We start from the raw sequence: 25848 nt of genomic DNA, 5'->3' as shown, positions 1-25848 counted from the left end.
ATCAGCCTCTTAGCGAGAACCGCGACGGCTCATGAACGCCAGGCGCTCAAGCAACTGCACGTCCTGCTCGTTCTTCACCAGCGCACCGGCCAGTGGCGGAATGGCTTTGGTCGGATCGCGCTCGCGCAGCACCGCTTCGCCGATGTTGTCAGCCATCAGCAGCTTCAGCCAATCGACCAGTTCCGAGGTCGACGGCTTCTTCTTCAGGCCCGGCACCTTGCGCACGTCGAAGAACACGTCCAGCGCCTCGCTGACCAGGTCCTTCTTGATGTCCGGGTAGTGCACGTCGACGATTTTCTGCAGGGTGCTGCGGTCGGGGAAGGCGATGTAGTGGAAGAAGCAGCGGCGCAGGAAGGCGTCCGGCAGCTCTTTCTCGTTGTTCGAGGTAATGATGATGATCGGGCGCTTCTTGGCCTTGATGGTCTCGTCGATCTCGTAAACGTAGAACTCCATCTTGTCGAGTTCTTGCAGCAGGTCATTCGGGAACTCGATGTCGGCCTTGTCGATTTCGTCGATCAGCAGGATCACCCGCTCTTCGGACTCGAACGCCTCCCAGAGCTTGCCTTTTTTCAGGTAGTTGCGCACGTCGTGGACTTTTTCGTTGCCCAGTTGCGAGTCGCGCAGACGGCTGACCGCATCGTACTCGTACAGGCCCTGATGGGCCTTGGTGGTGGACTTGATGTGCCAGGTGATCAGCTTGGCGCCGAACGATTCGGCCAGTTGCTCGGCGAGCATGGTCTTGCCGGTGCCCGGTTCGCCCTTGACCAGCAGCGGCCGCTCCAGAGTGATGGCGGCGTTGACCGCCAGCTTCAGGTCATCGGTGGCGACGTAGGCCTGGGTGCCTTCGAACTTCATCTGCTAATCCTCGAACGGTAACGCCGACCTGCACGGGCAGGGCGGGGGCGAAAAAATCGGATGCCCCGACTATAACGCGCAGCCCGGTCGACTGTGAACGCAGACGGCTTATTCAGTCTCTGAATGGGGCGTCACATGTTGACTCGGTTTCGGCTGATAGCCAGCATTCAGGGCTTGCTGATTTAGCGATAGCCTCCAGGATGCCCACTAAATCTGTGGCGAGGCAGCTCGCTCCCGCTGGGCTGCGAAGCAGCCCATCATCTGATGAAGGACTTGCATGATGTTACCGATGAAACGCCCCCGCCTGTCGGCGGTTCGTGTCTGGTCTGATTTTTGTCTGGAACTGACCTTTATCGATGATCAGCGATGGGTGGTCGATTTGAGTCAAGATCTTCAAGACGGTCCAAGACTCCAGCCATTGCTGGACCCTGAGATATTCGCCTCTGTAATCCTGGGCGATCACGGCTGGAGTGTGGAATGGCCGGAACCGGATATTCAGATCGGCGCAGATACACTCTATTTGGAAATGCTGGCGCAGCGCTCTAGCCCGCATCCGGCTTCGGCCGCTCATACCGCGCATTGAAAGCCTGAATGAAGCCATTACGCAAAATCTGCAAGAACGCTTCGAACGCGCTGATGTTTTGCTGATGCACGTTGCCACTGAGTTCGACCTTGGTGGCGAACTGGTTTTTGGCCTGGTTCTTCAGCACGGTTTCCGTGCCGCCGACGATGGCCTCCCAGACGGAGCGGAAGATGCTCTTGTCCTTGTTTTCCACGTCCTGCTGCCAGTTGAACACCTCGACGTCACGCAGCAAGGGTTTGATGTAGCCGCTGACCTGGGCTTTTTTCGCCTGAGCTTCGATGACGACATCGCCATGGCCGGCGTTGAAATCGAACTTGCCGTAGGCCGAGGCAAAGTCGTTCATGCTTTTGAGTTCGATGTCGCGGGCGCGCAGGCGGAACTGGAAGTCTTCGAAATTGCTCAGCGGATCGAAGGTGGCGCTGGTCTCCAGCGGTGCATGGCCGAGCAGCTTGGCCTTGCCTTCGAAGCGGGCATCGCGCTTGCCCTGTTTGTCGACCACGTTGGTCAGGTTGTAGATGCTCGCCTCGACGTTGCTGGCGTTCATGTTGACCGGCGGTTTGGAGTTGAAATTGCGGAAAGTGATCTTGCCGTCGTGGATCTGCACCTCGTCGAGAGTGATCGGTAGCAACTTGCCCAGTTGCGCCCGCCAGTCGGTGCCTTTACCAGTCTGCGAGTTCTGCTTGTTGGGGCCGCCATCGACGAAGTTGATCTCGGGATTGAAGAACTGCACCTGCGCCACCACGGCATGGTCGTACCACAGCGAATGCCAGCTGACTGCCAGATCAATCGCGGGCGCGTTGACGAACGGCACCGGTACTTTGCCGTCGACCTTGACGATTTTCAGGCCGTTGATCTTATAAGCGCCGCGCCAGAGGGCCAGATCGACATCGGTGATCTGACCGCGGTAATCGCCCATGTCGGCGAGCTTGCCGTTCAAGTAATCGCGTACCACGTAGGGCAGGGCGATGTGCAGGGCGATCAGCAGCACGACGATGATGGCGAAAATTCCGATGGGCCAGCTGTAGCGACGCTTCATGGCGGTAGTTCCCTAACGATGTAAGCGATTGACTATTGCGCGTCGCAGACGTTCGACCCGACTGGACTGCATCAGGCAACAGGCATACCTTGAAAGGCTGAATTCAACGCTGCATAAGGACCCAGCCATGAGCCGCATTTTCGCTGACAACGCCCATTCCATCGGCAATACGCCGCTGGTGCAGATCAACCGCATCGCGCCGCGTGGCGTGACCATTCTGGCCAAGATCGAGGGACGCAACCCCGGTTATTCGGTCAAATGCCGAATCGGCGCGAACATGATCTGGGACGCCGAGAGCAGCGGCAAACTCAAGCCGGGCATGACCATCGTCGAGCCGACGTCGGGCAATACCGGCATCGGTCTGGCCTTCGTTGCCGCCGCCCGTGGTTACAAATTGATGCTGACCATGCCGGCCTCGATGAGCATCGAGCGGCGCAAGGTGCTCAAGGCCCTCGGCGCAGAACTGGTCCTGACCGAACCGGCCAAAGGCATGAAAGGCGCAATCGAGAAGGCTGCCGAGATCGTTGCCAGTGATACCGGCAAATACTTCATGCCGTCGCAGTTCGATAATCCGGCCAACCCCGCGATCCACGAAAAAACCACCGGCCCGGAAATCTGGAACGACACTGACGGCGCTGTCGATGTACTGGTCGCAGGTGTCGGGACCGGCGGAACCATCACCGGCGTTTCGCGGTATATCAAGAATACCCAGGGCAAACCGATACTGTCGGTCGCGGTAGAACCCGTCTCTTCGCCGGTGATCAGCCAGGCCCTGGCAGGAGAAGAGATCAAGCCAAGCCCGCACAAGATTCAGGGGATTGGCGCCGGTTTCGTGCCGAAAAACCTCGATTTGTCGATGGTCGACCGGGTGGAGCTGGTCACCGATGACGAGTCCAAGGCCATGGCGCTGCGACTGATGCAGGAAGAAGGGATCCTGTGCGGGATCTCATGCGGCGCGGCCATGGCCGTGGCCGTGCGTCTTGCCGAGAAGCCGGAGATGCAGGGCAAGACCATCGTGGTGATTTTGCCGGACTCGGGTGAGCGGTATCTGTCGAGCATGTTGTTCAGCGATCTGTTCACCGAGCAGGAGAATCAGCAATAGTCGAATTGACTCAGATCAGCCGGGGTTCAGGATCGTTATGCTAATAAATGCTTTGTTGCGCAATTCTTAACACTGAATCTTGGGTTCAGCGGGTTTTTCCCGAGGCCGGTAGTGTTTATCATGGCCGGCTGCCATGCCGGCTAAAGGGCATTGCGCAGCGTTGTCTTTATTCAAGGAGTCGTTGATGACCTTTTCGTTAGCCGCCAAGGTGTTGGTGTTGCTGCTGTTTGTGGGCAGCATCCTCTATGTGCATTTGCGCGGCAAGGCGCGTCTGCCGGTCCTGCGTCAGTTCGTCAACCACTCGGCGCTGTTCGCTCCGTACAACGCGCTGATGTACCTGTTCTCCGGCGTTCCGTCCAAACCGTATCTGGATCGCAGCAAGTTTCCGGAACTGGATGTGCTGCGCGATAACTGGGAAACCATTCGCGACGAAGCCATGCACCTGTTCGACGAGGGCTATATCCGCGCCGCGGAGAAGAACAACGACGCTGGTTTCGGCTCGTTCTTCAAGAAGGGCTGGAAGCGTTTCTACCTCAAGTGGTACGACAAACCGCTGCCGTCGGCCGAAACCCTGTGCCCGAAAACCGTGGCGCTGGTCAGTGCGATCCCTAACGTCAAAGGCGCGATGTTCGCGCTGTTGCCCGGTGGCAGCCACCTGAACCCGCACCGTGATCCGTTTGCCGGCTCGCTGCGTTATCACCTGGGCCTGTCGACGCCTAACTCCGACGACTGCCGGATCTTCGTCGATGGTCAGGTCTACGCCTGGCGCGACGGTGAAGATGTGATGTTCGACGAGACCTACGTGCACTGGGTCAAGAACGAAACCGAACAGACCCGCGTCATCCTGTTCTGCGATGTCGAACGCCCGCTGAGCAACCGTCTGATGACCCGCATCAACCGCGCTATCAGCGCCTGGCTGGGACGCGCCACCGCGCCGCAGAACCTTGATGACGAGCGTGTCGGCGGCATTAACCAGGCTTATGCCTGGAGCAAGAGCTTCAGCGACAAGTTCAGTGGCGTGGTCAAACAGTGGAAACGCCGCAATCCCAAGGCATACCGCATCCTGCGTCCGGTATTGGCGGTGCTGGTGTTGACGTTGCTGGGGTATTGGCTGTTTGGTTGAGGCTGGGTGTTGAAATAAAAAACCGCTCCTTGTGAGCGGTTTTTTATTGTCTGTGAGTCAGCGGCGCCCGGCGAGAACGTTGGGTTCGTCTTCTATGCCTGTAATCAGTAGTTGCAGAAAACGCTGCTGATTGGCAGATAGCTTGGAGGAGACAATCGTTCCTTCCGTTTTGGTTGATCTTTTCCTGGTGGGGGATTTCTTGACTGATTTGCGCATGTTCCCTCCCTCATTGATCATTACTTGAGCTGTTTTCACCATACGTTACTCTCCACTGCGAGGACAAGACGACCTTCCAAATCAAATTTGAAGCCGAGCTTTGTATAAACAGGAATTGCTCCCTGCATCGGCTCCTGGACTTCTATGAAGTTGCTACCGATTATTTGGGCGAACTCATCAATGACCATCATCGCCAAGGTCCCGATACGATTTTTCAGCGGGTGAGAATCCCCGGGTCGCCCTTCCAATCGGACGATTCGAATACGTTGGCGGCTTTTGTTCGGATTGACGAAACACAGTCCGCAAAGCTGCTCTTCAAACCAGATCGCGATATCCAGGGACAGGGGTTCTCGTGACTTCCATGCGGCAACCTCTCGCCAGCAAAAAAGTGGATTCTCCCAAAGCTCGAACGCGCTCAGTGCTATGGCATCGATGGGTTCGAAGCGTACTTTCGACAAGTCTTGTCCTGCTGGAAGCTGTGATAGAGCTTTAGCGATGCTTGCCTGTTTTCTGGCCTGCGACTTGTACAACTGATACCGCAAATTCGTCCGTTCCCTTGGCATGTGATCCCGAGCATTCCCTGTCTCCCCATCAATGGGCCTATCCGTTGCTCATCAGCCTATTCACCTCGCCGCCAACTGTCCCTGCTGGCCCTTTGTCCAAATCGTTGCAATCCATGTCCCACGCTGGTTATAGTCGGCGCTCGTGAATCAGCTGATTCACTCTCCAAACCCTTCAAAAAAGATCAGCCCAATGCCTGCATCCCTCATCAACGCGGTAGTCGATTCAGCGGTCAACGCTGGCGTCGTGCCGTGCGGGAATCAGCAGCCTGGGCAGATCAGTCATTACCCTCCACCTGTCAGTAACACGCCGGTGTGCGTCGTCGTATCACCGCCGGGCGTTGGCGTTTCGGGCTGATCGGCATTCTCTGCTGACCCCCTGCGCCCGCCAGAAAAACCTACTGAATTTCAGCCTCGGCTGAGTTGGCTATTTGCCTGACTACAGGTGGTATTCATGTTTGTCCTTTCGAAAAAAACCGCGCTCGCGGCGATGTCCACGAGCCTGTTCGTTCTGCTGTGGAGCAGTGGTGCGATCTTCTCCAAATGGGGGCTGGCCCATGCCTCGCCCTTTGCCTTTCTGCTGATTCGCTTTGTGATCGCCCTGTGCGGGCTGCTGCTGTTGACGCCGCTGCTCAAGTTGAAGCTGCCCAAGGGCGGTCGGCCGATGCTGTTCGCGATTGCAACGGGCCTGGTGTTGTTGGGCGCGTATCAGATTTTTTATCTGTTGGCGCTCAACACTCAAGTCACGCCGGGGGTGATGGCGACCATCATGGGTGTACAGCCGATCCTCACCGTGGTGTTGATGGAGCGGCAGCGCTCGGCCAGCCGGATGTTCGGTCTGGCGCTGGGCCTGGTCGGGCTGATCATGGTGGTTTACCAGGGCATCGGTCTGGCGGGGATGTCCTGGGCCGGCATGCTGTTTGGCCTGCTTGCACTGGCGAGCATGACTCTGGGTTCGATCATGCAGAAACGCATCACCGACAATCCCCTCGGCACGCTGCCGGTGCAATACCTGGCCGGACTGTTGTTGTGCGGGATATTTGTGCCGTTTCAACCGTTCCACTTTGAGCACAGCACCGGTTTCATCGTGCCGGTGTTGTGGATGGGACTGGTGGTGTCGGTGCTGGCGACGCTGTTGCTGTACCGCCTGATCGCTCGGGGCAATCTGGTGAACGTCACCAGTCTGTTCTATCTGGTGCCAGCGGTGACGGCGCTGATGGACTATCTGATTTTCGGCAATCGTCTGGCGGCGCTGAGTGTGCTGGGGATGCTGTTGATCATTGTCGGTCTGGCGTTTGTGTTCCGTAAATCCAGCTGACCTGTAAACCGATGGCGGCTGTTCGGCCGCCATCGCGAGCAGGCTCGCTCCCACAGGAATTTATACTGTTGCCCAGATCCAGTGTGGGAGCGAGCCTGCTCGCGAATACGGCCTTATTAATGCAACAAAATCATCGGGCTGTAACGGCAGAAGGCTTCACCACCGCCGGCTTCAACACCAACCACAACGCCAGCGCAATCAACACCCCGCCATACAAGTGAGCCATCGACAGCGGCTCATCCAGCAGCAACGCACCCCACAACACGCCGAACGCCGGGATCATGAAGGTGACGGTCATCGATTTGACCGGGCCGATGGAACTGAGCAAGCGGAAATAGATGATGTAGGCGAACGCGGTGCAACCCAGCCCCAGGCCCAGCAGCGACAGCCAGACATTCCACCCACCCCAGCTTGCCGGAGGGGCGGTGATCACGCTGTAGCCGAACAGCGGCAACAGAAACAGCGAAGCGCCGAGCATGCTGCCCACCGCCGAGAGACGACTGTCGAGCCCGCCGCTGTGATCCAGCCAGCGTCGCGTGAGAAATCCGGCGAAACCGTAGCAGGTGGTGGCAAGCAGGCAGGCGAGGGCGCCCATGAGCAATGGCAGATCGAAAGCCACCGGCCCTGCACGCGTCAGCACACCGACACCGAACAAGCCGAGAAACACCCCGGTCAGCTTCGCGACAGTGAGTTTTTCACTGAAAAACAGCCCGCCGATCAATACGCCCATCAGCGGCGTGGTGGCGTTGAAGATTGCCGAGTAGCCGGCCGGCAACACTTGCGCCGCGACCGAATACAGCGTTGCCGGAATCCCCGAATTGATCACGCCCAGCAACATCACGGTTTTCAGCTTGCCTTTGAAGTCCCAACTGATGCGCATCAACCCGAGAATCACCAGCAGACCGACGGCCGCTATCGACACCCGAAAGAACGCAGTCGGAATGGTGCCGATGACCGGCGCAATAATGCGCATGAACAGGAAACTCGCGCCCCAGATGGCTGCCAGCGACAGCATGCGGAAAATATCGACAGCGCTCACGATGGCACTCCTTCCTTGATCGGGACGAGAGTGTTGCCGAGCGCCCCGGCGATGGCAACCGCTAATCGGGCATTTAATTCTCAGCAGTGGGTTGCCTGGTGAAAAATGCCAGCGATGTGCGCTGGCGTTCCGGTTTTGGCAGAAATTGCACTTCACCTGCACCCGGTTCCGTGGCTAAGCTCAGGCACAGATTTCCACTTGCACGCCGAGGTCTCATCTATGCCGCAGCAATGGCCAGCCACCGACATCGCCCGCATGATCCTCGATGGCTTTGACGATTACCGCGAGCATTTCCGGCGGATTACCGATGGCGCGCGCGAGCGCTTCGAGCAGGCGCGCTGGCAGGAAACGCAGACCGCCTCGGCAGCGCGGATCAATCTTTACGAGGAAAAGGTCGGCGAAACCATCGCCCGCCTGCGCGAGCATTTCGACGACGAGACGTTGATGAATGTCGGCAGCTGGCCGTTGGTGAAAAGCGCCTACATCAGCGTGATCGACCTGCGCTTCGATGATGAGCTGTCCGAGACCTGGTACAACTCGATCTTCTGCGGGCTGTTCAGCCACGACCTGATCAGCGACGGCTGCATGTTCATCCACACCACCCGGCCGAGCCTGCGCCGCGCCCGGGCTGCGCAAACCCGCACCTACAAGCCGCAAGGGCAGTTGTCGTCGATGCTCGCCAGCATCTTTGCCGACTACCGCTTCAGCGAGGATTACGCCGATCTGCCCGGCGATCTGCAGCGCCTCGAAGCGCAACTGCGCGAGAATTTGCCGGACTGGGTGTGCAAGGATCCGGAGCTGAGTGTCGAGCTGTTTTCCTCGGTGCTGTACCGCAACAAAGGCGCGTATCTGGTCGGGCGCATCTACACCCGCGACGAGCAGTGGCCGCTGGTGATTCCGCTGCTGCACCGTGAAGGCCGCGGGATTCAGATTGACGCGCTGATCACCGACGAAGCCGATGTGTCGATCATCTTCTCCTTCACCCGTTCGTATTTCATGGTCGATGTGCCGGTGCCGGCCGAGTTCATCGGTTTCCTGCGGCGCATTCTGCCGGGCAAGCACATCGCCGAGCTGTACACCTCGATCGGCTTCTACAAACACGGCAAGTCCGAGTTCTACCGCGCGCTGATCAATCACCTGGCCAACACCGACGATCAGTTCATCATGGCGCCGGGCGTGCGTGGCATGGTCATGAGCGTGTTCACCCTGCCGGGCTTCAACACCGTGTTCAAGATCATCAAGGACCGTTTCTCACCGTCGAAAAACGTCGACCGGGCGACGGTGATCGAAAAATATCGTCTGGTGAAAAGCGTCGACCGCGTCGGGCGCATGGCCGATACCCAGGAATTCGCCGACTTCCGTTTTCCACTGAGCAAGTTCGATCCGGCGTGTCTGGAAGAACTGCTGGAAGTCGCGCCGTCGACGGTCTCGGTCGAAGGCGACACGGTGCTGATCCGTCACTGCTGGACCGAGCGCCGCATGACCCCGCTCAACCTCTATCTGGACAATGCCAACGAAGCGCAGGTGCGCGAGGCGCTGGAGGATTACGGACTGGCGATCAAGCAACTGGCGGCGGCCAACATCTTCCCCGGCGACATGTTGCTGAAGAACTTCGGCGTCACCCGTCACGGGCGGGTGGTGTTTTACGATTACGACGAGATTTGTTTCCTGACCGAAGCCAACTTTCGCCACATCCCCGCGCCGCGCACCCCCGAGGACGAAATGGCTTCCGAGCCGTGGTATTCGATCGGGCCGCTGGACGTGTTCCCGGAAGAGTTTCCGCCGTTCCTGTTCGCTGATGCCGGGCAGCGCAAACTGTTCGATCAACTGCACGGCGAGTTGTACAACGCCGATTACTGGAAGGGTTTGCAGGAGGCGATTCGCGCCGGGAAAGTCATCGACGTGTTCCCATACCGTCGCAAAGGCCTCGACAACGAATAACCCGTTGTCACCTCAACCCTGTAGGAGCTGCCGCAGGCTGCGATCTTTTGACTTTGATTTTAAAAAACAAGATCAAAAGATCGCAGCCTGCGACAGCTCCTACAGGGGAAGCAGGTCAATCGAGAGCAAATCTGCGACAATCCGCCCCCTGCACATATAGACGACCGAATTGCGTACCCGATGACCGACGAATCGCCCTCCATCGACAAACTGCTGAAAAACCTTGATCACGCCATGCTCGCCGACCGTCATCGGCTGCGGCGGCAGTTGCTCGAGCTGCGCAAGAAACCCGACGAGGCCAAACTGGCCCAGTGGGTGACGCGCCTGCAGGCGTCCAGTGATCAGGTGCTGGCGCGCCGTGCCAGCCTGCCGGTGATTCGTTACGACGACAGCCTGCCAATCGCCGCCAAGCGCGATGAGATCAAGGCTGCGCTGGAGAAGCATCAGGTTCTGATCATCGCCGGCGAAACCGGTTCGGGTAAAACCACGCAGTTGCCGAAAATCTGTCTGGAAATCGGTCGCGGTCAGCATGGCTTGATCGGCCACACCCAGCCGCGTCGAATCGCGGCGCGCAGTGTGGCCAGCCGGGTCGCCGAAGAACTCGGTACGCCACTGGGCGCGCTGGTCGGTTATCAGGTGCGTTTCGAAGATCAGAGCGATGCCAACACCCTGATCAAACTGATGACCGACGGCATCCTGCTGGCGGAAACCCAGAATGACCGTTATCTGGAACGCTACGACACGATCATCGTCGACGAAGCCCACGAACGCAGCCTGAACATCGACTTCCTGCTCGGTTACCTGAAAACCCTGCTGCCGCGTCGTCCGGACCTGAAAGTCATCATCACCTCGGCGACCATCGATCTGGAGCGCTTCTCCAAGCATTTCGATGACGCGCCGATTGTCGAGGTGTCCGGCCGCACCTTCCCGGTTGAAACCTGGTATCGCCCGCTGACGCTTGAGCAGGATGAAGAAGGCAACCGCGTCGAAGACGACCTGACCGTCGATCAGGCGATCCTCGCCACCCTCGACGAGATCGCCGCCTACGAGCGCAGCGAACGCCGCAGTCCCGGCGATGTGCTGGTGTTCCTACCCGGCGAGCGCGAGATTCGCGACGCCGCCGACATGCTGCGCAAGGCCCAGCTCAAACACACGGAAATCCTGCCGCTGTACGCGCGTCTGTCGCCGGCTGAACAGCAGCGGATTTTCCAGTCGCATCCGGGACGCCGCGTGGTGCTGGCGACCAACGTCGCCGAGACCTCGTTGACCGTGCCGGGCATCCGGTACGTGATCGACAGCGGCACCGCGCGCATCAGTCGCTACAGCTATCGCGCCAAGGTGCAGCGCCTGCCGATCGAAGCGATTTCCCAGGCCAGCGCCAATCAGCGTAAGGGTCGTTGCGGCCGGGTTGAACCGGGGATTTGCGTGCGGCTTTACAGCGAGGAAGATTTCCTCGGTCGCCCGGAATTCACTGACCCGGAAATTCTGCGCACCAACCTTGCCGCCGTGATCTTGCAGATGCTGCACCTGCGCCTCGGTGAGATCACCGCGTTCCCGTTCATCGAGCCGCCGGACGGCAAGGCGATCAGCGACGGTTTCAACCTGCTGCAAGAACTCTCGGCGGTGGATCGCAACAGTCAGCTGACCCCGCTCGGGCGCCAGTTGGCGCGCCTGCCGGTGGACCCGCGCATGGGGCGTATGCTCTTGGAAGCGGCGAAACTCGGCAGCCTGCAGGAAGTGCTGATCGTCGCCAGTGCGATGTCGATTCAAGACCCGCGCGAGCGTCCGCCGGAGCGTCAGCAAGCGGCGGATCAGGCCCACGCGCAGTGGAAGGACAGCGATTCGGACTTCGCCGGCCTGGTCAATCTGTGGCGCGGTTTTGAAGAACAGCGCCAAGCGCTGACCGCCAGCCCGCTGCGTAACTGGTGCCGGAAGAATTTCCTCAATTATCTGCGTCTGCGCGAGTGGCGTGACTCTCATCGCCAGTTGAGCCTGATCTGCCGCGACATGCAGTTGAGCCTGAATAAAGAGCCGGCGGATTACCCGAAACTGCACAAAGCGGTGCTGGTCGGATTGCTCAGCCAGATCGGCCAGAAAACCGAAGACGGCGATTACCTCGGTGCCCGGCAACGGCGCTTCTGGATTCACCCGTCGTCGGGCATCGGCAAGAAGCGCCCGCAGTGGCTGATGACCGCCGAACTGGTGGAAACCACCAAGCTCTACGCGCGGATGGTCGCCAAGATCGACGCCGACTGGATCGAGCCGCTGGCCGGGCACCTGATCAAGAAAAACCATTTCGAACCGCACTGGGAGAAGAAGCGCGGCCAGGTCGTGGCCTACGAGCAGATCACCCTGTTCGGGCTGATCGTGGTCGGTCGCCGTCCTGTGCATTACGGCCCGGTGGATCCGGTGGTATCGCGTGAGCTGTTTATCCGCGAGGGCCTGGTGCGTGGCGAGATTCAGTCGAAAGCCAAATGCCTGAGCGCCAACAAACAGTTGCTCGAACAGCTCGACGAACTGGAAGCCAAGGCACGGCGCCGCGACATCCTCGCTGACGAAGAAACCCTGTACGCGTTCTACGATGCGCGCTTGCCGGCGGAGATTCACCAGACCGCGACCTTCGACAGTTGGTATCGGGTCAACAGCCAGAAGAACCCGCAGCTGCTGATCATGCGCGAAGAAGACGTGCTGGCCCGCGAGGCCAGCGAAGTCACCGCGCGCGACTACCCGGATACGCTGCACATCGGCGATCTGGAGCTGGCGCTCAGCTACCACTTCGAACCCAATCACCCGCGCGACGGCGTGACCCTGCGCGTGCCGGCACCGCTGCTGCCGATGCTGCCGCCGGAGCGTCTGGAATGGCTGGTGCCGGGGCTGATCGAGGCCAAGTGCATTGCGCTGGTGCGCAATCTGCCGAAAGCCCTGCGCAAAAACTTCGTGCCGGTGCCGGATTTCATCAAAGCGGCGTTGCAACGCATGAGCTTCGCAGAGGGCTCGTTGCCGCAATCGCTGGGTCGCGAACTGCTGCGCATGACCGGCGCCCGAGTCAGCGATGAGGCTTGGGCGGAAGCGGCGCAGCAGGTCGAAAGCCATCTGCGGATGAACCTGGAAATCGTCGACGGCCAAGGCAAGTTTCTTGGTGAGGGACGCGATCTGGCCGAGCTCACCGCGCGCTTCGCCGAAGCCAGTCAAGCGGCTTTGGCCGTGCCGCAAAGTGCGAAAAGTCAGCAACCGGTGGAGGCCAAAGTGTTTGCCCCGGTGGCGGAAAAGACTCAGCAGAAGATTGCCGGCCTGTCGATGACGGTCTATCCGGCGCTGGTGGAAGAGGGCGGCACGGTCAAGGAAGGGCGGTTTTCGACCCCGGCCGAAGCCGAATTCCAGCATCGCCGCGCCTTGCAGCGGCTGCTGATGCAGCAACTGGTGGAACCGGCGAAGTTCCTGCGCAGCAAACTGCCGGGCATCACCGAGTTGGGCCTGCTATATCGCGAGTTGGGCCGAGTGGATGCACTGGTCGAAGACATTCTGCTGGCCAGTCTCGACAGTTGCATCCTTGAAGGCGAAGACCCGTTGCCGCGTGACGGTGCCGGGCTGGCGGCATTGGCCGAACGCAAACGCGGCAGCTGGACCGAACACGCCGAGCGCGTGGCGCGGCTGACGCTGGAGATTCTCAAACTGTGGCACGGCCTGCAAAAACGCTTCAAGGGCAAGATCGATCTGGCGCAGGCTGTGGCGCTGAATGACATCAAGCAGCAAATCAGCCATCTGGTGTATCCGGGGTTTGTCCGGGAAACACCGATGCAATGGCTCAAGGAGCTGCCGCGCTATCTGAAGGCGGTCGAGCAGCGTTTCGAGAAACTCGGTGCGCAAGTACAGAAGGATCGCGTCTGGAGCGGTGAACTGGCCGGCCTCTGGGCGCAATACCAGACCCGCGCGGCGAAACATGCCCAGGAAGGCAAGCGCGATCCGCAGCTGGAGTTGTACCGCTGGTGGCTGGAGGAATACCGGGTGTCGCTGTTCGCCCAGCAGTTGGGAACGAAAGTGCCGATCTCGGACAAGCGGCTGAGCAAGCAGTGGAGTCAGGTCGAGGCCTGATCTTGAGTCGTACACGATCCCGTGTGGGAGCGAGCCTGCTCGCGAAAGCGGTATATCAGACACCATCCTCGTGACTGACACACTGCCTTCGCGAGCAGGCTCGCTCCCACATTGGATCTGGGTGGTGCTTGAGAAAGGCGCCAAAACCTTGGGTTTATGGCAAACTTCGCGACCATAAACGCCGTTTTCGCGACCCAGAGCCTTCAGTGAGGCCGCGATCGGAATAAAGCGATGCCAGGTCAGCGTCCCCGGACGGGAACAGACCCTTTGTGTGTTGGTACGTCGGTGCCAGCGCTTTCTGCCTGAACAGATTAGAGAAACGACCATGCATAACGTCGTCATCAGCGGCACCGGCCTGTACACCCCGGCCAACAGCATTTCCAACGAAGAGCTGGTGCAGTCTTTCAATACCTACGTCGCGCAGTTCAACGCCGACAACGCCGATGCCATCGCCCGCGGTGAAGTCCAGGCGCTGACCGAATCCAGCGCCGCGTTCATCGAAAAGGCCTCCGGTATCAAGAGCCGCTTTGTCATGGACAAGGATGGCATTCTCGATCCGCAACGCATGGCCCCGCGTCTGCCGGAACGCTCCAACGACGAATGGTCGGTCCTCTGCCAGATGGCCATCGGCGCCGCCGAACAGGCGTTGCAACGTGCCGGCAAGACCGCCGCCGACATCGACGGCGTGATCGTCGCCTGCTCCAATCTGCAGCGCGCCTACCCGGCCATCGCCATCGAAGTCCAGGAAGCACTGGGCATTCAGGGCTTCGGTTTCGACATGAACGTGGCCTGCTCCTCGGCGACTTTCGGCATTCAGGCTGCGGCCAACAGCGTGCAACTGGGTCAGGCCCGGGCGATCCTGATGGTCAACCCGGAAGTCTGCACCGGTCACCTGAACTTCCGCGACCGCGACAGCCACTTCATCTTCGGCGACGCCGCGACGGCAGTCATCATCGAACGCGCTGACCTGGCGACCTCCAAGTACCAGTTCGATGTGGTCAGCACCAAATTGCTGACCAAATTCTCCAACAACATCCGTAACAACTTCGGCTTCCTCAACCGTGCGGCGGAGGAGGGCATCGGTGCCCGCGACAAACTGTTCGTGCAGGAAGGCCGCAAGGTGTTCAAGGATGTCTGCCCGATGGTTGCCGAGCTGATCGGTGAGCACCTGGAAGAGAACAAACTCAACGTCGGCGACGTCAAGCGCTTCTGGCTGCACCAGGCCAACCTGAGCATGAACCACCTGATCGTGCGCAAGCTGCTGGGTCGTGAAGCCACCGAAGAAGAAGCCCCGGTGATTCTCGACACCTACGCCAACACCAGCTCTGCGGGCTCGGTGATTGCATTCCACAAGTATCAGGACGATCTGGCCAGCGGTTCGCTGGCCGTGCTGAGCTCGTTCGGCGCCGGTTACTCGATCGGCAGCGTGATTCTGCGCAAGCGCTGAGTTACCCCCCCTTGTGGCGAGGGAGCTTGCTCCCGCTGGAGTGCGTAGCGCTCCCAAAACCGGCGGTTGCGGTCTTGCTGAAGAACCGCAATCGCCGGTTTTGCGACTGCTGCGCAGCCGAGCGCGAGCAAGCTCGCTCGCCACAGGTTCGAGTGGTTAACGTTAATCGGTATTGCAAACGAGGCGCGCATGGCCGCAACGGACGACACCCATTTGCTCGAACGCCTGCTGGCCGGTGAGCAAAAAGCTTTCAAGGAACTGGTCAGCACCTACCAGAGCGCCATGCGCGCCGTGGCTTACGCGATTGTCGGCCAGCGCCATGTCGAAGAAGTGGTGCAGGACGCCTGGCTTTCGGTGGTGCGCCATATCGGTAGCTTCGAGGGCCGTTCCAGTCTCAAGACCTGGCTGCTGACCATCACTGCCAACTCGGCCAAGAGCCGCTACAAACAGAATCGTCGCGAAGTCTTGATGGATGACCTGCCGTCACCCCACGGCACCATCGACGATGATCGCTTTTCTCCCGGTGACGGTCATTGGCTGGTGGCGCCATTTGCCTGGCATCAGGACACGCCGGAAGCCTTGCTGACGGAAAGCGAATTGCGCGACTGCCTGGAGCACACCTTGCTCAGCCTGTCGGGACTGCAAAGCAGTGTTTTGCTGCTGCGCGAGCGTCAGGGCCTGGAGCTGGAGGAGATCTGTAATCTTCTGGAGATCTCGCTCTCCAATGTCCGTGTGCTGCTGCATCGTGCGCGGCTGAAAGTCTTCGCCACGGTGGAGCATTTTGAGGAGACCGGCGAATGCTGACCTGCAAGGAACAAGTAGCGCGCTCCAGCGATTATCTCGATGGCCAGTTGAGCTTTCGCGAGAGACTGTTGGTGCGCCATCACCTGATGTTCTGCCCCAACTGCCGGCGTTTCATTCGCCAGATGCGTTTGATGCAGGCCACGTTGAAGGCGATGCCTGAGAAGCCGCAAGAGGGTATGGATGTGCTGGCTGAGCGTCTGGCCGAGCAACGCCGCAAAGATAATCTCCTGTAGGCGCTGCCGGAGGCTGCGATCTTTTGATCTTGTTTTCAAGGATCATAAGATCGCAGCCTTCGGCAGCTCCTACATGTTTTTTGCATCCTGCAAAAAATAGCCCGACGCGGATGAAACGAGCGGATGATGGGGATCGTCCCGCCCGCGTCAGGCTACAGGTGACGCGTTTTAGAACTTCGCTTCCGCATCCAGCTGCAGGGTGTTGGTGTCTGCGTCACGCTGGGTACGGCTGGAGAAGTCGGCCTTGGTCAGGAAGTAGGTCGCGCCGATGGCGAAGTTCTTGTCGATGTCGTAACCGACTTTGAACTTGTGGCCGCGCGAACCGGTGGTGCCGTTGGCGAAGTCGGAGTCGGTGAATGCGCCGACCACGGCGTCACGCTGTACGTCACGATAGTTGTAGTCCAGGTTCAGGCCGAAGACTTTCGACTTGGCGCCGACCAGCCACGCAGTGTCGGCATCGGTCACCGCATCGTTGTTCTTCACGTACTGGCCGTAGAACGACAGCGGCATTGGCAAACCACCGATATCGATCTGGCTGAAACCCTCGTACAGACGGAATTCGTTGTTGGCCGAGTTGCCGTTGACCGACAGTGCGCACGGTGTGGACGTCCCGGTGCAACGGCTGTCCTCGTCGTTCTGGTAGGCGTAGACGCTGCCGCCCAGGGTCAGTTTCAGGTTGTCGGTGATCGCGAAGCGGCTACCCAACTGGCCAGCGGTCAGGCGCAGGTCGTGGCGAAATTGCACGCCTTCGCCGTCGACGTTGTCCTTGAGGGTGTAGTTACCCAGGCTGCCGAACAGTTCGGCGCTGCTGCCCAGCGGGTATTTGTAGGTCACGGCCAGACCTTCCGGGTTGATGTCGCTGTCCCAGATCACGTCGCCCATGCTGACCCACGGTTGCAGCATCTTGCCGCCGATCACGTGCAGGTTCTTGATGGCATCGGGGTGGTAGTCGATGTAACCCAGGTCGAGCCAGATCTGCTTCTTGTCGAAGTAGTTGTCCATGTCCTGGTTGGTCGAACGGGCATCGTCGCCGCCGCCGGTGGCAATACGGATACCGGTGTCGACTTGCGGGTTGATCTCGGTGTAGGCCCCGAGGCGGGCACGGATACGCTGGCGATCCTTGTCGCGACCACCGTTGTTGGATTCACCGTCGATCTTGACGGTCTCCTGACGGATACGCACATCACCCTTGAACTGGGTCTTCGCGGCCCAGGCAAGCTTCTGGTCGAAGGAACTCAGCTCATTGGTTTTCTTCGCGGTTGCCGCGATTTGCTCGTTGGTCTCTTGCTGCGCCTGCTGCGCGATTTGCTGAGCCTTCTGATCCTTGGCCAGTTCGGTTTGCAGTTCAATGTACTGCGCCTGGGAAATGGAACCGTTAGCCTTGAGCATGTCGAGCAGTTTGGCGTCGACTGCAGCACTGGCCGGAACGCTCATGGCCAACAACAGGCCACCGCACAGGGCCGCCGCAGTTTTCGTGGAAGCAAGACGCATAGCAATCTCCGAAGATGAGAGGGATGGCTGAACCATCCTGGGCACACCGACGCGCACGTCGGAAAACAGTGTCCGGGTAGAACCCGGCGCTCTAAAAACAGGAGCGAGTATCGCGATGGTTTATGACAGAGCAGTGGCTAAGTGATGTCATGTCGATGACGATGCAAAGTCTTCGTGAACTATTGAGCCAGAGCACTGTCGCCCGAATGAGCGTGTGCAATGGAAGCTGATCAGCGATACTCGCGGGGCTTTGACGCCAAGATGTGGAGAGCCAGTTGATGCCGTTGCAACGTGTGCAAAACCTGTCAGAAATCGCCCCCGCGACCTGGGATGCGCTGGTGCCCGAGAACCAGCCGTTTCTGCGCCATGCGTTCCTCGGCGCACTGGAAGACAGTGGCAGCGTCGGCCCGCACACCGGCTGGCAACCCGAGCATCTGCTGCATGTTGAAGACAATCGGTTGCTCGCCGCGCTGCCCAGTTATCGCAAATGGCATTCCTACGGCGAGTACGTCTTTGATCACGGTTGGGCCGATGCCTGCGCCCGCGCCGGGATCGATTACTACCCCAAGCTGCTGACAGCGGTGCCGTTCAGTCCGGTCAGTGGCCCACGCTTGCTGGCGGCAAATGTCGAGGACGGATTCGAACTGCTCAAGAGCCTGCCGGGTTATCTGGAAATCGAAGAACTTTCCAGCGCCCACATCAATTTCACCGACCCGTTCACCGACGCCGCCATGGCCGAGCAACCGGGCTGGTTGCAACGCATCGGCTGTCAGTACCACTGGCAGAATCGCGGTTACCGGGACTTTCAGGATTTTCTCGACGTGCTCAGCTCGCGCAAGCGCAAGCAGATGCGCAAGGAGCGTGAGCAAGTGGCGGGGCAGGGCTTCGAGTTCGAATGGCTGCAGGGGCGCGAGCTGGACGAGGCACAATGGGATTTTGTCTATGCCTGCTATGCCAACACCTATGCCGTGCGCCGACAGGCGCCGTACCTGACGCGCGAGTTCTTCAGTCTGCTGGCTGCGCGGATGCCGGAGGCGATTCGGGTGGTCTTCGCCAGACAGCGGTCACGGCCGGTGGCGATGGCCTTCAGTCTGGTCGGGGGTGACAGCTTCTACGGACGCTATTGGGGCTGTCTGGCCGAGTTTGACCGGCTGCATTTCGAGACGTGTTTCTATCAGGGCATGGATTACGCGATCGCCCACGGCTACCAGCGCTTTGATGCGGGGGCCCAGGGTGAACATAAACTGATTCGCGGCTTTGAACCGGTGATCACGCATTCGTGGCACTACCTGCGCCATCCCGGTTTGAAAGCGGCGGTGAAGGATTTCCTGAAACAGGAACGCGCCGGCATCCTCGGCTATGCCGAAGAAGCAAAAACTGCCTTGCCCTACCGCCAAACCTAGATCCCTGTAGGAGCTGCCGGAGGCTGCGATCTTTTGCTCTTTAAAAGTCAAAAGATCGCAGCCTCCGGCAGCTCCTACAGGGGAGGTGGTGGTTTCAGGTTTCTTCTTTACCCAGCCAGCGATAGATTCCGCCGCCCACCACCGCGCCCAGCAGCGGCGCGACCCAGAACATCCACAACTGCGCGATCGCCCAGCCGCCGACCATCAGCGCCGGCCCGGTGCTGCGCGCCGGGTTGACCGAGGTGTTGGTGACCGGGATCGAGATCAGGTGAATCAACGTCAGACCCAGGCCGATGGCGATCGGTGCAAGGCCCGCCGGAGCGCGTTTGTCGGTAGCGCCGAGGATGATGATCACGAACATGGCGGTCATCACCAGTTCGGTGACAAAGCCTGCGGCCATCGAGTATTTGCCCGGTGAGTGCTCGCCATACCCGTTGGAGGCCAGACCTGCGGCAATATCGAAACCCTCCTTGCCGCTGGCAATGTGCGCAATCAGCGCCGCGGCGAGAATCGCGCCGAGCACCTGCGCGATGATATAGGCGGGCAACTCTTTGGCCGGAAATCGGCCGCCAACGAACAGACCGACCGAGACGGCCGGGTTGAGATGACATCCGCTGATGTGGCCAATGGCGAACGCCATGGTCAGCACCGTCAGACCAAACGCCAGGGCCACCCCCAGCACTCCAATGCCCAAGGGCGAAGACGCTGCGAGCACTGCACTGCCGCATCCACCCAGAACCAGCCAGAACGTACCCAACAACTCAGTGACTGAACGTTTGAACAGAGACATGAGAGAGTCCTTGATAGGCGTGCTATCGAGACTGAATCGAGTTGTGCTTCCTTGCAGATTTACGACAGGCTCCCTGCTGGAACCTTGGCTGAGTACAGCAGGCTTTGGATGGATTGCCAGCAGGCATGAAAAAACCGCCAGAGCCCGTGGTTGGCGGGCTGGGGCGGTTTTTTTGGCGGACAAACATTGTGTGGCAAGGGAGCTTGCTCCCGCTGGACAGCGAAGCTGTCCCAAAACTATCTGCACCGGTAGTGTCAGACTCGCACAATTGGCGGGCTTTGCGCCTGCTGCGCAGTCGAGCGGGAGCAAGCTCCCTCGCCACAAAAGTTCACAAAGTCAGATTTTTTGTGATCAATCGATCCCGACAAATCCTCCGGTCTGGTGCGCCCACAACCGCGCATACAAGCCGCGATGCGCGAGCAATTCGGCGTGGGTGCCGCTCTCGGCGATCTTGCCGTTTTCCAGCACAACCAGCCGATCCATGCGGGCGATGGTCGAGAGGCGGTGGGCGATGGCGATCACGGTTTTGCCTTGCATCAGGGTTTCGAGGCTTTCCTGGATCGCTGCTTCGACTTCCGAATCCAGTGCCGAGGTCGCTTCGTCCATGATCAGGATCGGCGCGTCCTTGAGCAGCACGCGAGCAATCGCGATGCGCTGACGCTGACCGCCGGACAGCTTCACCCCGCGCTCGCCGACGTGCGCATCGAAACCGGTGCGGCCCTCGGCGTCCGACAGCAACGGAATGAACTCGTCGGCGCGAGCCTTGTGCACCGCATCCCAGAGTTCGGCGTCGGTGGCGTCAGGCTTGCCGTACAGCAAGTTGTCGCGGATCGAGCGGTGCAGCAGGGAGGTGTCCTGCGTGATCATGCCGATCCGTGCGCGCAGGCTTTCCTGGCCGACTTCGGCGATGTTCTGCCCATCGATCAGGATCCGTCCGCCCTCGACGTCGTACAGGCGCAACAGCAGGTTGACCAACGTCGATTTGCCGGCGCCGGACGGCCCGATCAAACCGATTTTCTCGCCGGGTTTGATGGTCAGGTTGAGGTCGCCGATGATGCCTTTCTTCTTGCCATAGTGAAAATCCACATGCTCGAAACGCACTTCGCCACGGGCCACCGCCAGTGGTTTGGCCTGTTCGCGATCAGTGACGCTGACCGGTTGCGAAATGGTCTGCAGACCGTCCTGCACCATGCCGATGTTTTCGAAGATGCCGGTGACCACCCACATGATCCAGCCGGACATGTTGACGATGCGAATCACCAGACCCGTAGCCAGCGCGATAGCGCCGACCGTGATCAACGACTGCGTCCACAGCCACAGCGCCAGCGCGGTGGTGCCGACGATCAGCAGGCCGTTCATGGCGGTGATTGCCACGTCCATGCTGGTCACCACGCGGCCGGCCATCTGCGCCTTGACCGTCTGTTCCTCAATGGCTTCCTTGGCGTAATGCTGTTCAAAGTTGGTGTGGGCGAACAGCTTCAGTGTGGCGATGTTGGTGTAGCCGTCGACGATCCGCCCCATCAGTTTCGAGCGCGCATCGGAGGCCTCCACCGAGCGATCCTTGACCCGTGGCACGAAGTAATACAGGGCGCCGATGTAGGCGGCGATCCACGTCAGCAGCGGGATCATCAGGCGCCAGTCGGCTTCGGCGAACAGCACCAACGAACTGATCGCGTAGATCACCACATGCCACAACGCGTCGACCGCTTGCACGGCGGAGTCACGCAGTGAGTTGCCGGTCTGCATGATGCGTTGGGCGATGCGCCCGGCGAAGTCGTTCTGGAAGAAATTCAGGCTCTGTTTGAGCACATAGCTGTGATTCTGCCAGCGGATCATGCTGGTCATCCCCGGGCTCAGGGTCTGGTGCACCAGCAGGTCGTGCAGGCCGAAAAAGATCGGCCGCAGTACCAGCGCAACCACCACCATCCACGTCAGTTCGAGGGCGTGGTCGCTGAAGAAATTCGGGTTGGGCGTGCCCTGGGCCAGGTCGATGATGCGGCTCAGGTAACTGAACAGCGCCACTTCGATCAACGCAGCAAACAGGCCGACCACCAACAGAGCGGCAAAGCTCGGCCAGACTTGTTTCAGGTAATAGGTATAGAAGGGCAGCACGCGATTGGGCGGAGCCGCCGTCGGAGCGTCGCGGAATATGTCGATCAGTTGTTCGAAACGGCGATAGAGCATCAGATAACCGCCCGGAAGCCGGGCTCTCCTTTTATCGGTGTGAGCGGCGTGGCATCAGGCCTGCGCCGCTCGATACGCCCTGTACAGCTTAGTCGATGACTTTGGCCGACTTGATGATCACAGGGTCGGAAGGCACGTTCTGCATGCCCTGTTTGGTGGTGGTTGGCGAGTTGACGATGATGTCGACCACGTCCATGCCTTTGACCACTTTGCCGAATACGGCGTAGCCATCACCCTGGTCGAGGAAGTCGTTGTCCTTGACGTTGATGAAGAACTGGCTGGTCGCCGAATCGGGTACGGAGGTGCGCGCCATGGACAAGGTGCCGCGAACGTTGGCCAGGCCGTTTTTGTGTTCGTTCTTGATCGGCGCCTTGGTTTCTTTCTGCTGCATCTGTGGCGTGAAACCGCCGCCCTGAGCCATGAAGCCCGGGATCACGCGGTGGAAAATGGTGTTGGTGTAAAAGCCGCTGTTGACGTAATCCAGAAAGTTTTTGGTACTGATCGGCGCCTTGACCGGATCCAGTTCGATTTCGATCTGGCCGTTGGTGGTGTCCAGCAGCACGTGCGGCGCTTTGGCCGGGGTGGCAGCCATCAGGTTGGCAGCGAACAGCACGGTGCCGGCGGCGAGGGCGAGTTTTTTCAGCATGGGTCAGTGATCCTGAGATTGAATGTCGGCTGCGGCGAGAAACTCCAGCAGCGTTTGATTGAAGCGTTCGGGTTGATCGAGCGGGGTGGCGTGGCGCGAATCGGCGATGACCACCAGCCGCGCATCGGGCAGCAGTTTTACATAGGTTTCTTTCAGCGCCACCGGTGTGTAGTCACGGTCGGCAGTGACGATGAGGGTTGGACAGGTCACCCGGGAAAGTCGTTCCTGAACGCCCCAGCCAACAATCGCATCGAAGCTGGCGAGATAAGCACGTTTGTCGTTTTTTGCCCAGCGTTCGGACATTTTCTGCCGCAAATCAGCCTGTTCCGGTTTCGGAAAAAGTTTGCCGCCCAGCGCCTTGCCGATGGTTGCCAGGCTTAGCACACGCATCAGGCTCCAGCGTTTGAACCACTGCCAGTAATCGTCGCGGCTGCGGAGTTTGACTTCGGGGGCGCTGTTGACGATGGTCAGGCTTTTGAGCCTGTGCGGCTGATCGACGCCGAACTGAAAGCCGATCATTCCGCCCATCGACAGCCCGACGTAATGCACCGGACCGAGGTGCAAGTGCTCGATCAACGCCAGCAGGTCAGCGCTGAAACCGGCGATGCTGTAGCGCTCGCGGGGTTTGTCCGAGCGACCGTGACCGCGTATGTCCGGGACGATTACCCGGTAATGCGCCGACAGCGCCGGAATCTGCATTTCCCAGTCCAGGGTGCTCGAGCCGAGCCCGTGAACCAGCAGCAACGGCGTACCGTGGCCATATTCCTCGTAGTGCAGGTTGCAACCTTCGTGCTCGAAATACGCCATCGGTGAACTCCATGTCAGGCTTGTTCGGGGGCGGCGAACGGTGCGTCCAGCGGCAAGGTGTCGAAGGTACGCAGCAGTTCGATGAGGATTTGTGTCGCCGGGCCCAGCGGTTTGTCCTTGTTCGAATACAGGTAGAAGCTGGAGTTGCGGTTGCCTCCCCTGTCCAACGGTAGCAGTTTGAGCGAGCCGTCTTTCAATTCCCGTTCGATCATGTGTCGGGGTAACCAGGCGAAGCCCAGGCCGCTGCTGACGAATGTTGCGGCAGTGGCAAGGCTGCCGACCGTCCAGCGCTGTTCGGCACCCAGCCAGCCGACGTCGCGTGGCTGCTGGCGCCCGGAGTCGCGAATCACCACCTGCATCTGGGTTTCCAGATCCTGGAAGCTCAGTTCGCGGTTGAGCCGATGCAAGGCGTGATCCGGGTGGGCGACGGCAACAAACTCGACATCGCTCAATTCCGCACCAAGGTAGCCGGGAATGCTCAGACCGGTGATCGCCAGATCGGCGACGCCTTCCAGCAGCACTTCTTCGACCCCCGACAACACCTCCTCGCGCAGCCGCACGCGGCAGCCACGACTTTGCGGCATGAACGCGGTCAGCGCCCGGACGATACGTGCGCTCGGGTAGGCCGCATCGACCACCAGCCGCACCTCGGCCTCCCAACCTTGCTCCATGTGGTGGGCAAGGTCTTCCAGTTGGCTGGCCTGTTTCACCAGTTGCCGCGAGCGGCGCAACAATACGCCACCGGCTTCGGTGAGCACCGCCTTACGCCCGTCAATGCGCAGCAAGGGCACGCCGAGCTGATCCTGCATGCGGGCGACGGTGTAGCTCACCGACGATTGCGAACGGTGCAGTGCCTCGGCGGCTTGGGCGAAGCCGCCGTGATCGACCACGGCCTGCAATGTTCGCCATTGATCAAGGGTCACGCGGGGCGCTTTCATCAATAGCTCCTCTTGTCCTAAGCTGGCCGTCCCTCATGGAGACTGGCGAATGAAAAAATTCTGTTGTGTGGTGCTCGCGTTGCTGCCGCTGACTGCGTTTGCTTACCCGATCGATGTGCAGAAAAATCTCAATGGCTTGAAGATCGACTACGAAACCTATGACACCGACAAGGACATCGGCTCCATAAAAGTGGTCAACTTCGGTGATGTCGATGCCGTCTGCAAAGCCGTTTTCAACAATGGCCCGGAAGCGCCACGTACGCGCAACATCGAAGTCCCGGCCCGCAAGCATACGAACGCCACGGCCAAGTTCTCTCGCGAGATCATCAGGCTGCGCATTGAACTGAGTTGCAGCCCGAAATAACGGCGATCCCTGTGGGAGCGAGCCTGCTCGCGAAGGCGTAGTGTCAGTCGACACCTTCTCAGGCTGACCCGCCGCCTTCGCGAGCAGGCTCGCTCCCACAGGGTACAACCTGCATCTAAACGAATTATTCGATGCTTTGCAGCAATTATTTGCGCTTTTTCATCGATACAATCCTGTTTAACCTTCACTCCATCGACCTACAACATTCTCGGATGGAGACTACACACCATGTCCCGCGTTCTGATCATCGAAAGCAGCGCCCGCCAGCAAGACTCGGTTTCCCGTCAACTGACCCAGACCTTCATCGGTCAGTGGAAAGCGGCGCACCCCAACGATCAGATCACCGTGCGTGACCTCGCCGTGAACCCGGTACCCCACCTGGACGCCAACCTGCTGGGTGGCTGGATGAAGTCTGCCGAACAGCGCAACGCCGACGAACAATCGTCGCTGGACCGCTCCAACGAATTGACCGACGAGTTGCTGGCCGCCGATGTTCTGGTAATGGCAGCGCCGATGTACAACTTCGCGATCCCGAGCACTCTGAAAGCCTGGCTCGACCACGTGCTGCGTGCCGGTGTGACTTTCAAGTACACCGAAACCGGCCCGCAAGGCCTGCTCAGCGGCAAACGTGCCTATGTGCTCACCGCTCGCGGCGGTATCTACGCCGGCGGCCCGGCCGACCATCAGGAACCGTACCTGCGCCAGGTCATGGGCTTCATCGGCATCCACGACGTGACCTTCATTCACGCCGAAGGCATGAACCTGGGCGGCGACTTCCAGGAGAAGGGCTTGAATCAGGCCAACGCCAAACTGTCCCAAGTCGCTTGATGGGTTAATCGCCAGATAATCGCCGCTTGTTTAAGTGACCTGGCGCAA

The 25848-nt window shown here is 59.6% G+C and carries 22 protein-coding genes and 1 pseudogene; 12 read left to right on the top strand and 11 right to left on the bottom strand.

Annotation, left to right across the window (positions count from 1 at the left end; genetic code table 11):
- Positions 1 to 9 precede the first annotated feature (9 nt).
- Complete coding sequence (locus tag ACM6HV_RS06815) at positions 10 to 855, bottom strand: AAA family ATPase (protein ID WP_003222636.1); 846 nt, start codon at positions 853 to 855, stop codon at positions 10 to 12.
- 280 nt (positions 856 to 1135) lie between these two features.
- Between ACM6HV_RS06815 and ACM6HV_RS06810 the strand changes: the two are divergent.
- Positions 1136 to 1402, top strand: a pseudogene (locus ACM6HV_RS06810) (DUF2442 domain-containing protein); the annotation flags it as partial.
- On the opposite strand, the gene ACM6HV_RS06805 reads toward ACM6HV_RS06810, so the two are convergent.
- Positions 1398 to 2474, bottom strand: coding sequence for a DUF748 domain-containing protein (locus ACM6HV_RS06805; RefSeq protein ID WP_145593322.1), 1077 nt, complete (start codon positions 2472 to 2474; stop codon positions 1398 to 1400). The pseudogene ACM6HV_RS06810 and the gene ACM6HV_RS06805 overlap by 5 nt on opposite strands.
- Before the next feature lie 127 nt (positions 2475 to 2601).
- Here ACM6HV_RS06805 and cysK point away from each other — a divergent pair, with 127 nt between their 5' ends.
- Complete coding sequence (gene cysK / locus ACM6HV_RS06800; RefSeq protein WP_145593321.1) at positions 2602 to 3576, top strand: cysteine synthase A; 975 nt, start codon at positions 2602 to 2604, stop codon at positions 3574 to 3576.
- A gap of 184 nt (positions 3577 to 3760) precedes the next feature.
- Positions 3761 to 4699, top strand: coding sequence for an aspartyl/asparaginyl beta-hydroxylase domain-containing protein (locus ACM6HV_RS06795; RefSeq protein WP_047292347.1), 939 nt, complete (start codon positions 3761 to 3763; stop codon positions 4697 to 4699).
- A 57-nt stretch (positions 4700 to 4756) separates the two neighbouring features.
- On the opposite strand, the gene ACM6HV_RS06790 is transcribed toward ACM6HV_RS06795, so the two are convergent.
- Both ACM6HV_RS06790 and ACM6HV_RS06785 read right to left on the bottom strand, forming a co-directional pair.
- A complete protein-coding gene (locus tag ACM6HV_RS06790) occupies positions 4757 to 4915 on the bottom strand; it encodes a hypothetical protein (RefSeq protein ID WP_329699363.1) in 159 nt (52 codons plus the stop codon).
- A gap of 35 nt (positions 4916 to 4950) precedes the next feature.
- Positions 4951 to 5373: a hypothetical protein gene (locus ACM6HV_RS06785; RefSeq protein ID WP_371921067.1), complete on the bottom strand. Its 423-nt coding sequence runs from the start codon at positions 5371 to 5373 to the stop codon at positions 4951 to 4953.
- Positions 5374 to 5929: 556 nt separating this feature from the next.
- Here ACM6HV_RS06785 and ACM6HV_RS06780 point away from each other — a divergent pair.
- A complete protein-coding gene (locus tag ACM6HV_RS06780) occupies positions 5930 to 6793 on the top strand; it encodes a DMT family transporter (protein ID WP_145593318.1) in 864 nt (287 codons plus the stop codon).
- A gap of 130 nt (positions 6794 to 6923) precedes the next feature.
- On the opposite strand, the gene ACM6HV_RS06775 is transcribed toward ACM6HV_RS06780, so the two are convergent.
- Positions 6924 to 7832 carry a DMT family transporter gene (locus ACM6HV_RS06775; RefSeq protein WP_414903820.1) on the bottom strand — a complete coding sequence of 303 codons (909 nt, stop codon included), beginning with the start codon at positions 7830 to 7832 and terminating at the stop codon, positions 6924 to 6926.
- 219 nt (positions 7833 to 8051) lie between these two features.
- Between ACM6HV_RS06775 and aceK the strand changes: the two genes are divergently transcribed.
- The 5 genes from aceK (at position 8052) to ACM6HV_RS06750 (ending at position 16349) form a co-directional block, all read left to right on the top strand.
- Positions 8052 to 9773 (top strand): bifunctional isocitrate dehydrogenase kinase/phosphatase, encoded by a 1722-nt coding sequence (gene aceK, locus ACM6HV_RS06770; RefSeq protein ID WP_135295161.1) that lies wholly within the window; start codon positions 8052 to 8054, stop codon positions 9771 to 9773.
- A gap of 180 nt (positions 9774 to 9953) precedes the next feature.
- Positions 9954 to 13865: an ATP-dependent RNA helicase HrpA gene (gene hrpA, locus ACM6HV_RS06765; protein WP_414903819.1), complete on the top strand. Its 3912-nt coding sequence runs from the start codon at positions 9954 to 9956 to the stop codon at positions 13863 to 13865.
- 325 nt (positions 13866 to 14190) lie between these two features.
- Complete coding sequence (locus ACM6HV_RS06760; RefSeq protein WP_095667230.1) at positions 14191 to 15312, top strand: beta-ketoacyl-ACP synthase III; 1122 nt, start codon at positions 14191 to 14193, stop codon at positions 15310 to 15312.
- Between the two features lie 189 nt (positions 15313 to 15501).
- Entirely contained in the window at positions 15502 to 16116 is a 615-nt protein-coding gene (locus tag ACM6HV_RS06755; protein ID WP_414903818.1) for an RNA polymerase sigma factor, read from the top strand.
- A complete protein-coding gene (locus ACM6HV_RS06750; RefSeq protein WP_414903817.1) occupies positions 16110 to 16349 on the top strand; it encodes an anti-sigma factor family protein in 240 nt (79 codons plus the stop codon). The genes ACM6HV_RS06755 and ACM6HV_RS06750 overlap by 7 nt, the downstream gene beginning before the upstream one ends.
- Before the next feature lie 168 nt (positions 16350 to 16517).
- Here ACM6HV_RS06750 and ACM6HV_RS06745 read toward each other — a convergent pair whose 3' ends face one another.
- Entirely contained in the window at positions 16518 to 17840 is a 1323-nt protein-coding gene (locus ACM6HV_RS06745; RefSeq protein ID WP_007966005.1) for a putative porin, read from the bottom strand.
- A gap of 278 nt (positions 17841 to 18118) precedes the next feature.
- On the opposite strand from ACM6HV_RS06745, the gene ACM6HV_RS06740 reads away from it, so the two are divergent.
- Entirely contained in the window at positions 18119 to 19243 is a 1125-nt protein-coding gene (locus ACM6HV_RS06740; RefSeq protein WP_414903816.1) for a GNAT family N-acetyltransferase, read from the top strand.
- Positions 19244 to 19337: 94 nt separating this feature from the next.
- Here the strand turns inward: ACM6HV_RS06740 and aqpZ are convergent, their stop codons facing one another.
- The 5 genes from aqpZ to ACM6HV_RS06715 form a co-directional block, all read right to left on the bottom strand.
- Positions 19338 to 20033, bottom strand: coding sequence for an aquaporin Z (aqpZ, locus tag ACM6HV_RS06735; protein WP_047292367.1), 696 nt, complete (start codon positions 20031 to 20033; stop codon positions 19338 to 19340).
- Positions 20034 to 20384: 351 nt separating this feature from the next.
- Entirely contained in the window at positions 20385 to 22217 is a 1833-nt protein-coding gene (locus ACM6HV_RS06730) for an ABC transporter ATP-binding protein (protein ID WP_145593311.1), read from the bottom strand.
- Positions 22218 to 22305: 88 nt separating this feature from the next.
- Entirely contained in the window at positions 22306 to 22863 is a 558-nt protein-coding gene (locus ACM6HV_RS06725; protein WP_041070262.1) for a peptidylprolyl isomerase, read from the bottom strand.
- A gap of 3 nt (positions 22864 to 22866) precedes the next feature.
- The gene (locus ACM6HV_RS06720) at positions 22867 to 23670 is read right to left on the bottom strand and encodes an alpha/beta fold hydrolase (protein WP_414903815.1); all 804 of its coding nucleotides are present in this window, start codon (positions 23668 to 23670) and stop codon (positions 22867 to 22869) included.
- Positions 23671 to 23684: 14 nt separating this feature from the next.
- On the bottom strand, positions 23685 to 24608 hold the full coding sequence (locus ACM6HV_RS06715) for a LysR family transcriptional regulator (protein WP_011332960.1): 924 nt from the start codon (positions 24606 to 24608) through the stop codon (positions 23685 to 23687).
- Positions 24609 to 24657: 49 nt separating this feature from the next.
- On the opposite strand from ACM6HV_RS06715, the gene ACM6HV_RS06710 reads away from it, so the two are divergent.
- Positions 24658 to 24972: a 3-phosphoglycerate kinase gene (locus ACM6HV_RS06710; RefSeq protein ID WP_086791968.1), complete on the top strand. Its 315-nt coding sequence runs from the start codon at positions 24658 to 24660 to the stop codon at positions 24970 to 24972.
- 228 nt (positions 24973 to 25200) lie between these two features.
- A complete protein-coding gene (locus tag ACM6HV_RS06705; RefSeq protein ID WP_414903814.1) occupies positions 25201 to 25800 on the top strand; it encodes an FMN-dependent NADH-azoreductase in 600 nt (199 codons plus the stop codon).
- The last annotated feature ends 48 nt before the right edge of the window (positions 25801 to 25848 follow it).

Source organism: Pseudomonas sp. IT-P260, from assembly GCF_949768395.1.
Taxonomy (GTDB): domain Bacteria; phylum Pseudomonadota; class Gammaproteobacteria; order Pseudomonadales; family Pseudomonadaceae; genus Aquipseudomonas; species Aquipseudomonas parakoreensis.
Note: the sequence above shows the minus strand (reverse complement) of the source record. Positions and strands in the feature narration are given on the sequence as shown.

Bases quoted from the DNA above. Each gene is read 5' to 3' on its own strand.
- ACM6HV_RS06780 (WP_145593318.1), top strand. From the start codon at position 5,930: ATGTTTGTCCTTTCGAAAAAAACCGCGCTCGCGGCGATGTCCACGAGC.
- ACM6HV_RS06760 (WP_095667230.1), top strand. From the start codon at position 14,191: ATGCATAACGTCGTCATCAGCGGCACCGGCCTGTACACCCCGGCCAAC.
- ACM6HV_RS06755 (WP_414903818.1), top strand. From the start codon at position 15,502: ATGGCCGCAACGGACGACACCCATTTGCTCGAACGCCTGCTGGCCGGT.
- ACM6HV_RS06715 (WP_011332960.1), bottom strand. From the start codon at position 24,608: ATGAAAGCGCCCCGCGTGACCCTTGATCAATGGCGAACATTGCAGGCC.
- ACM6HV_RS06705 (WP_414903814.1), top strand. From the start codon at position 25,201: ATGTCCCGCGTTCTGATCATCGAAAGCAGCGCCCGCCAGCAAGACTCG.
- ACM6HV_RS06745 (WP_007966005.1), bottom strand. From the start codon at position 17,840: ATGCGTCTTGCTTCCACGAAAACTGCGGCGGCCCTGTGCGGTGGCCTG.
- ACM6HV_RS06805 (WP_145593322.1), bottom strand. From the start codon at position 2,474: ATGAAGCGTCGCTACAGCTGGCCCATCGGAATTTTCGCCATCATCGTC.
- ACM6HV_RS06725 (WP_041070262.1), bottom strand. From the start codon at position 22,863: ATGCTGAAAAAACTCGCCCTCGCCGCCGGCACCGTGCTGTTCGCTGCC.
- hrpA (WP_414903819.1), top strand. From the start codon at position 9,954: ATGACCGACGAATCGCCCTCCATCGACAAACTGCTGAAAAACCTTGAT.
- aqpZ (WP_047292367.1), bottom strand. From the start codon at position 20,033: ATGTCTCTGTTCAAACGTTCAGTCACTGAGTTGTTGGGTACGTTCTGG.
- ACM6HV_RS06730 (WP_145593311.1), bottom strand. From the start codon at position 22,217: ATGCTCTATCGCCGTTTCGAACAACTGATCGACATATTCCGCGACGCT.
- ACM6HV_RS06795 (WP_047292347.1), top strand. From the start codon at position 3,761: ATGACCTTTTCGTTAGCCGCCAAGGTGTTGGTGTTGCTGCTGTTTGTG.
- cysK (WP_145593321.1), top strand. From the start codon at position 2,602: ATGAGCCGCATTTTCGCTGACAACGCCCATTCCATCGGCAATACGCCG.
- ACM6HV_RS06790 (WP_329699363.1), bottom strand. From the start codon at position 4,915: ATGCGCAAATCAGTCAAGAAATCCCCCACCAGGAAAAGATCAACCAAA.
- ACM6HV_RS06815 (WP_003222636.1), bottom strand. From the start codon at position 855: ATGAAGTTCGAAGGCACCCAGGCCTACGTCGCCACCGATGACCTGAAG.
- aceK (WP_135295161.1), top strand. From the start codon at position 8,052: ATGCCGCAGCAATGGCCAGCCACCGACATCGCCCGCATGATCCTCGAT.
- ACM6HV_RS06710 (WP_086791968.1), top strand. From the start codon at position 24,658: ATGAAAAAATTCTGTTGTGTGGTGCTCGCGTTGCTGCCGCTGACTGCG.
- ACM6HV_RS06720 (WP_414903815.1), bottom strand. From the start codon at position 23,670: ATGGCGTATTTCGAGCACGAAGGTTGCAACCTGCACTACGAGGAATAT.
- ACM6HV_RS06750 (WP_414903817.1), top strand. From the start codon at position 16,110: ATGCTGACCTGCAAGGAACAAGTAGCGCGCTCCAGCGATTATCTCGAT.
- ACM6HV_RS06740 (WP_414903816.1), top strand. From the start codon at position 18,119: ATGCCGTTGCAACGTGTGCAAAACCTGTCAGAAATCGCCCCCGCGACC.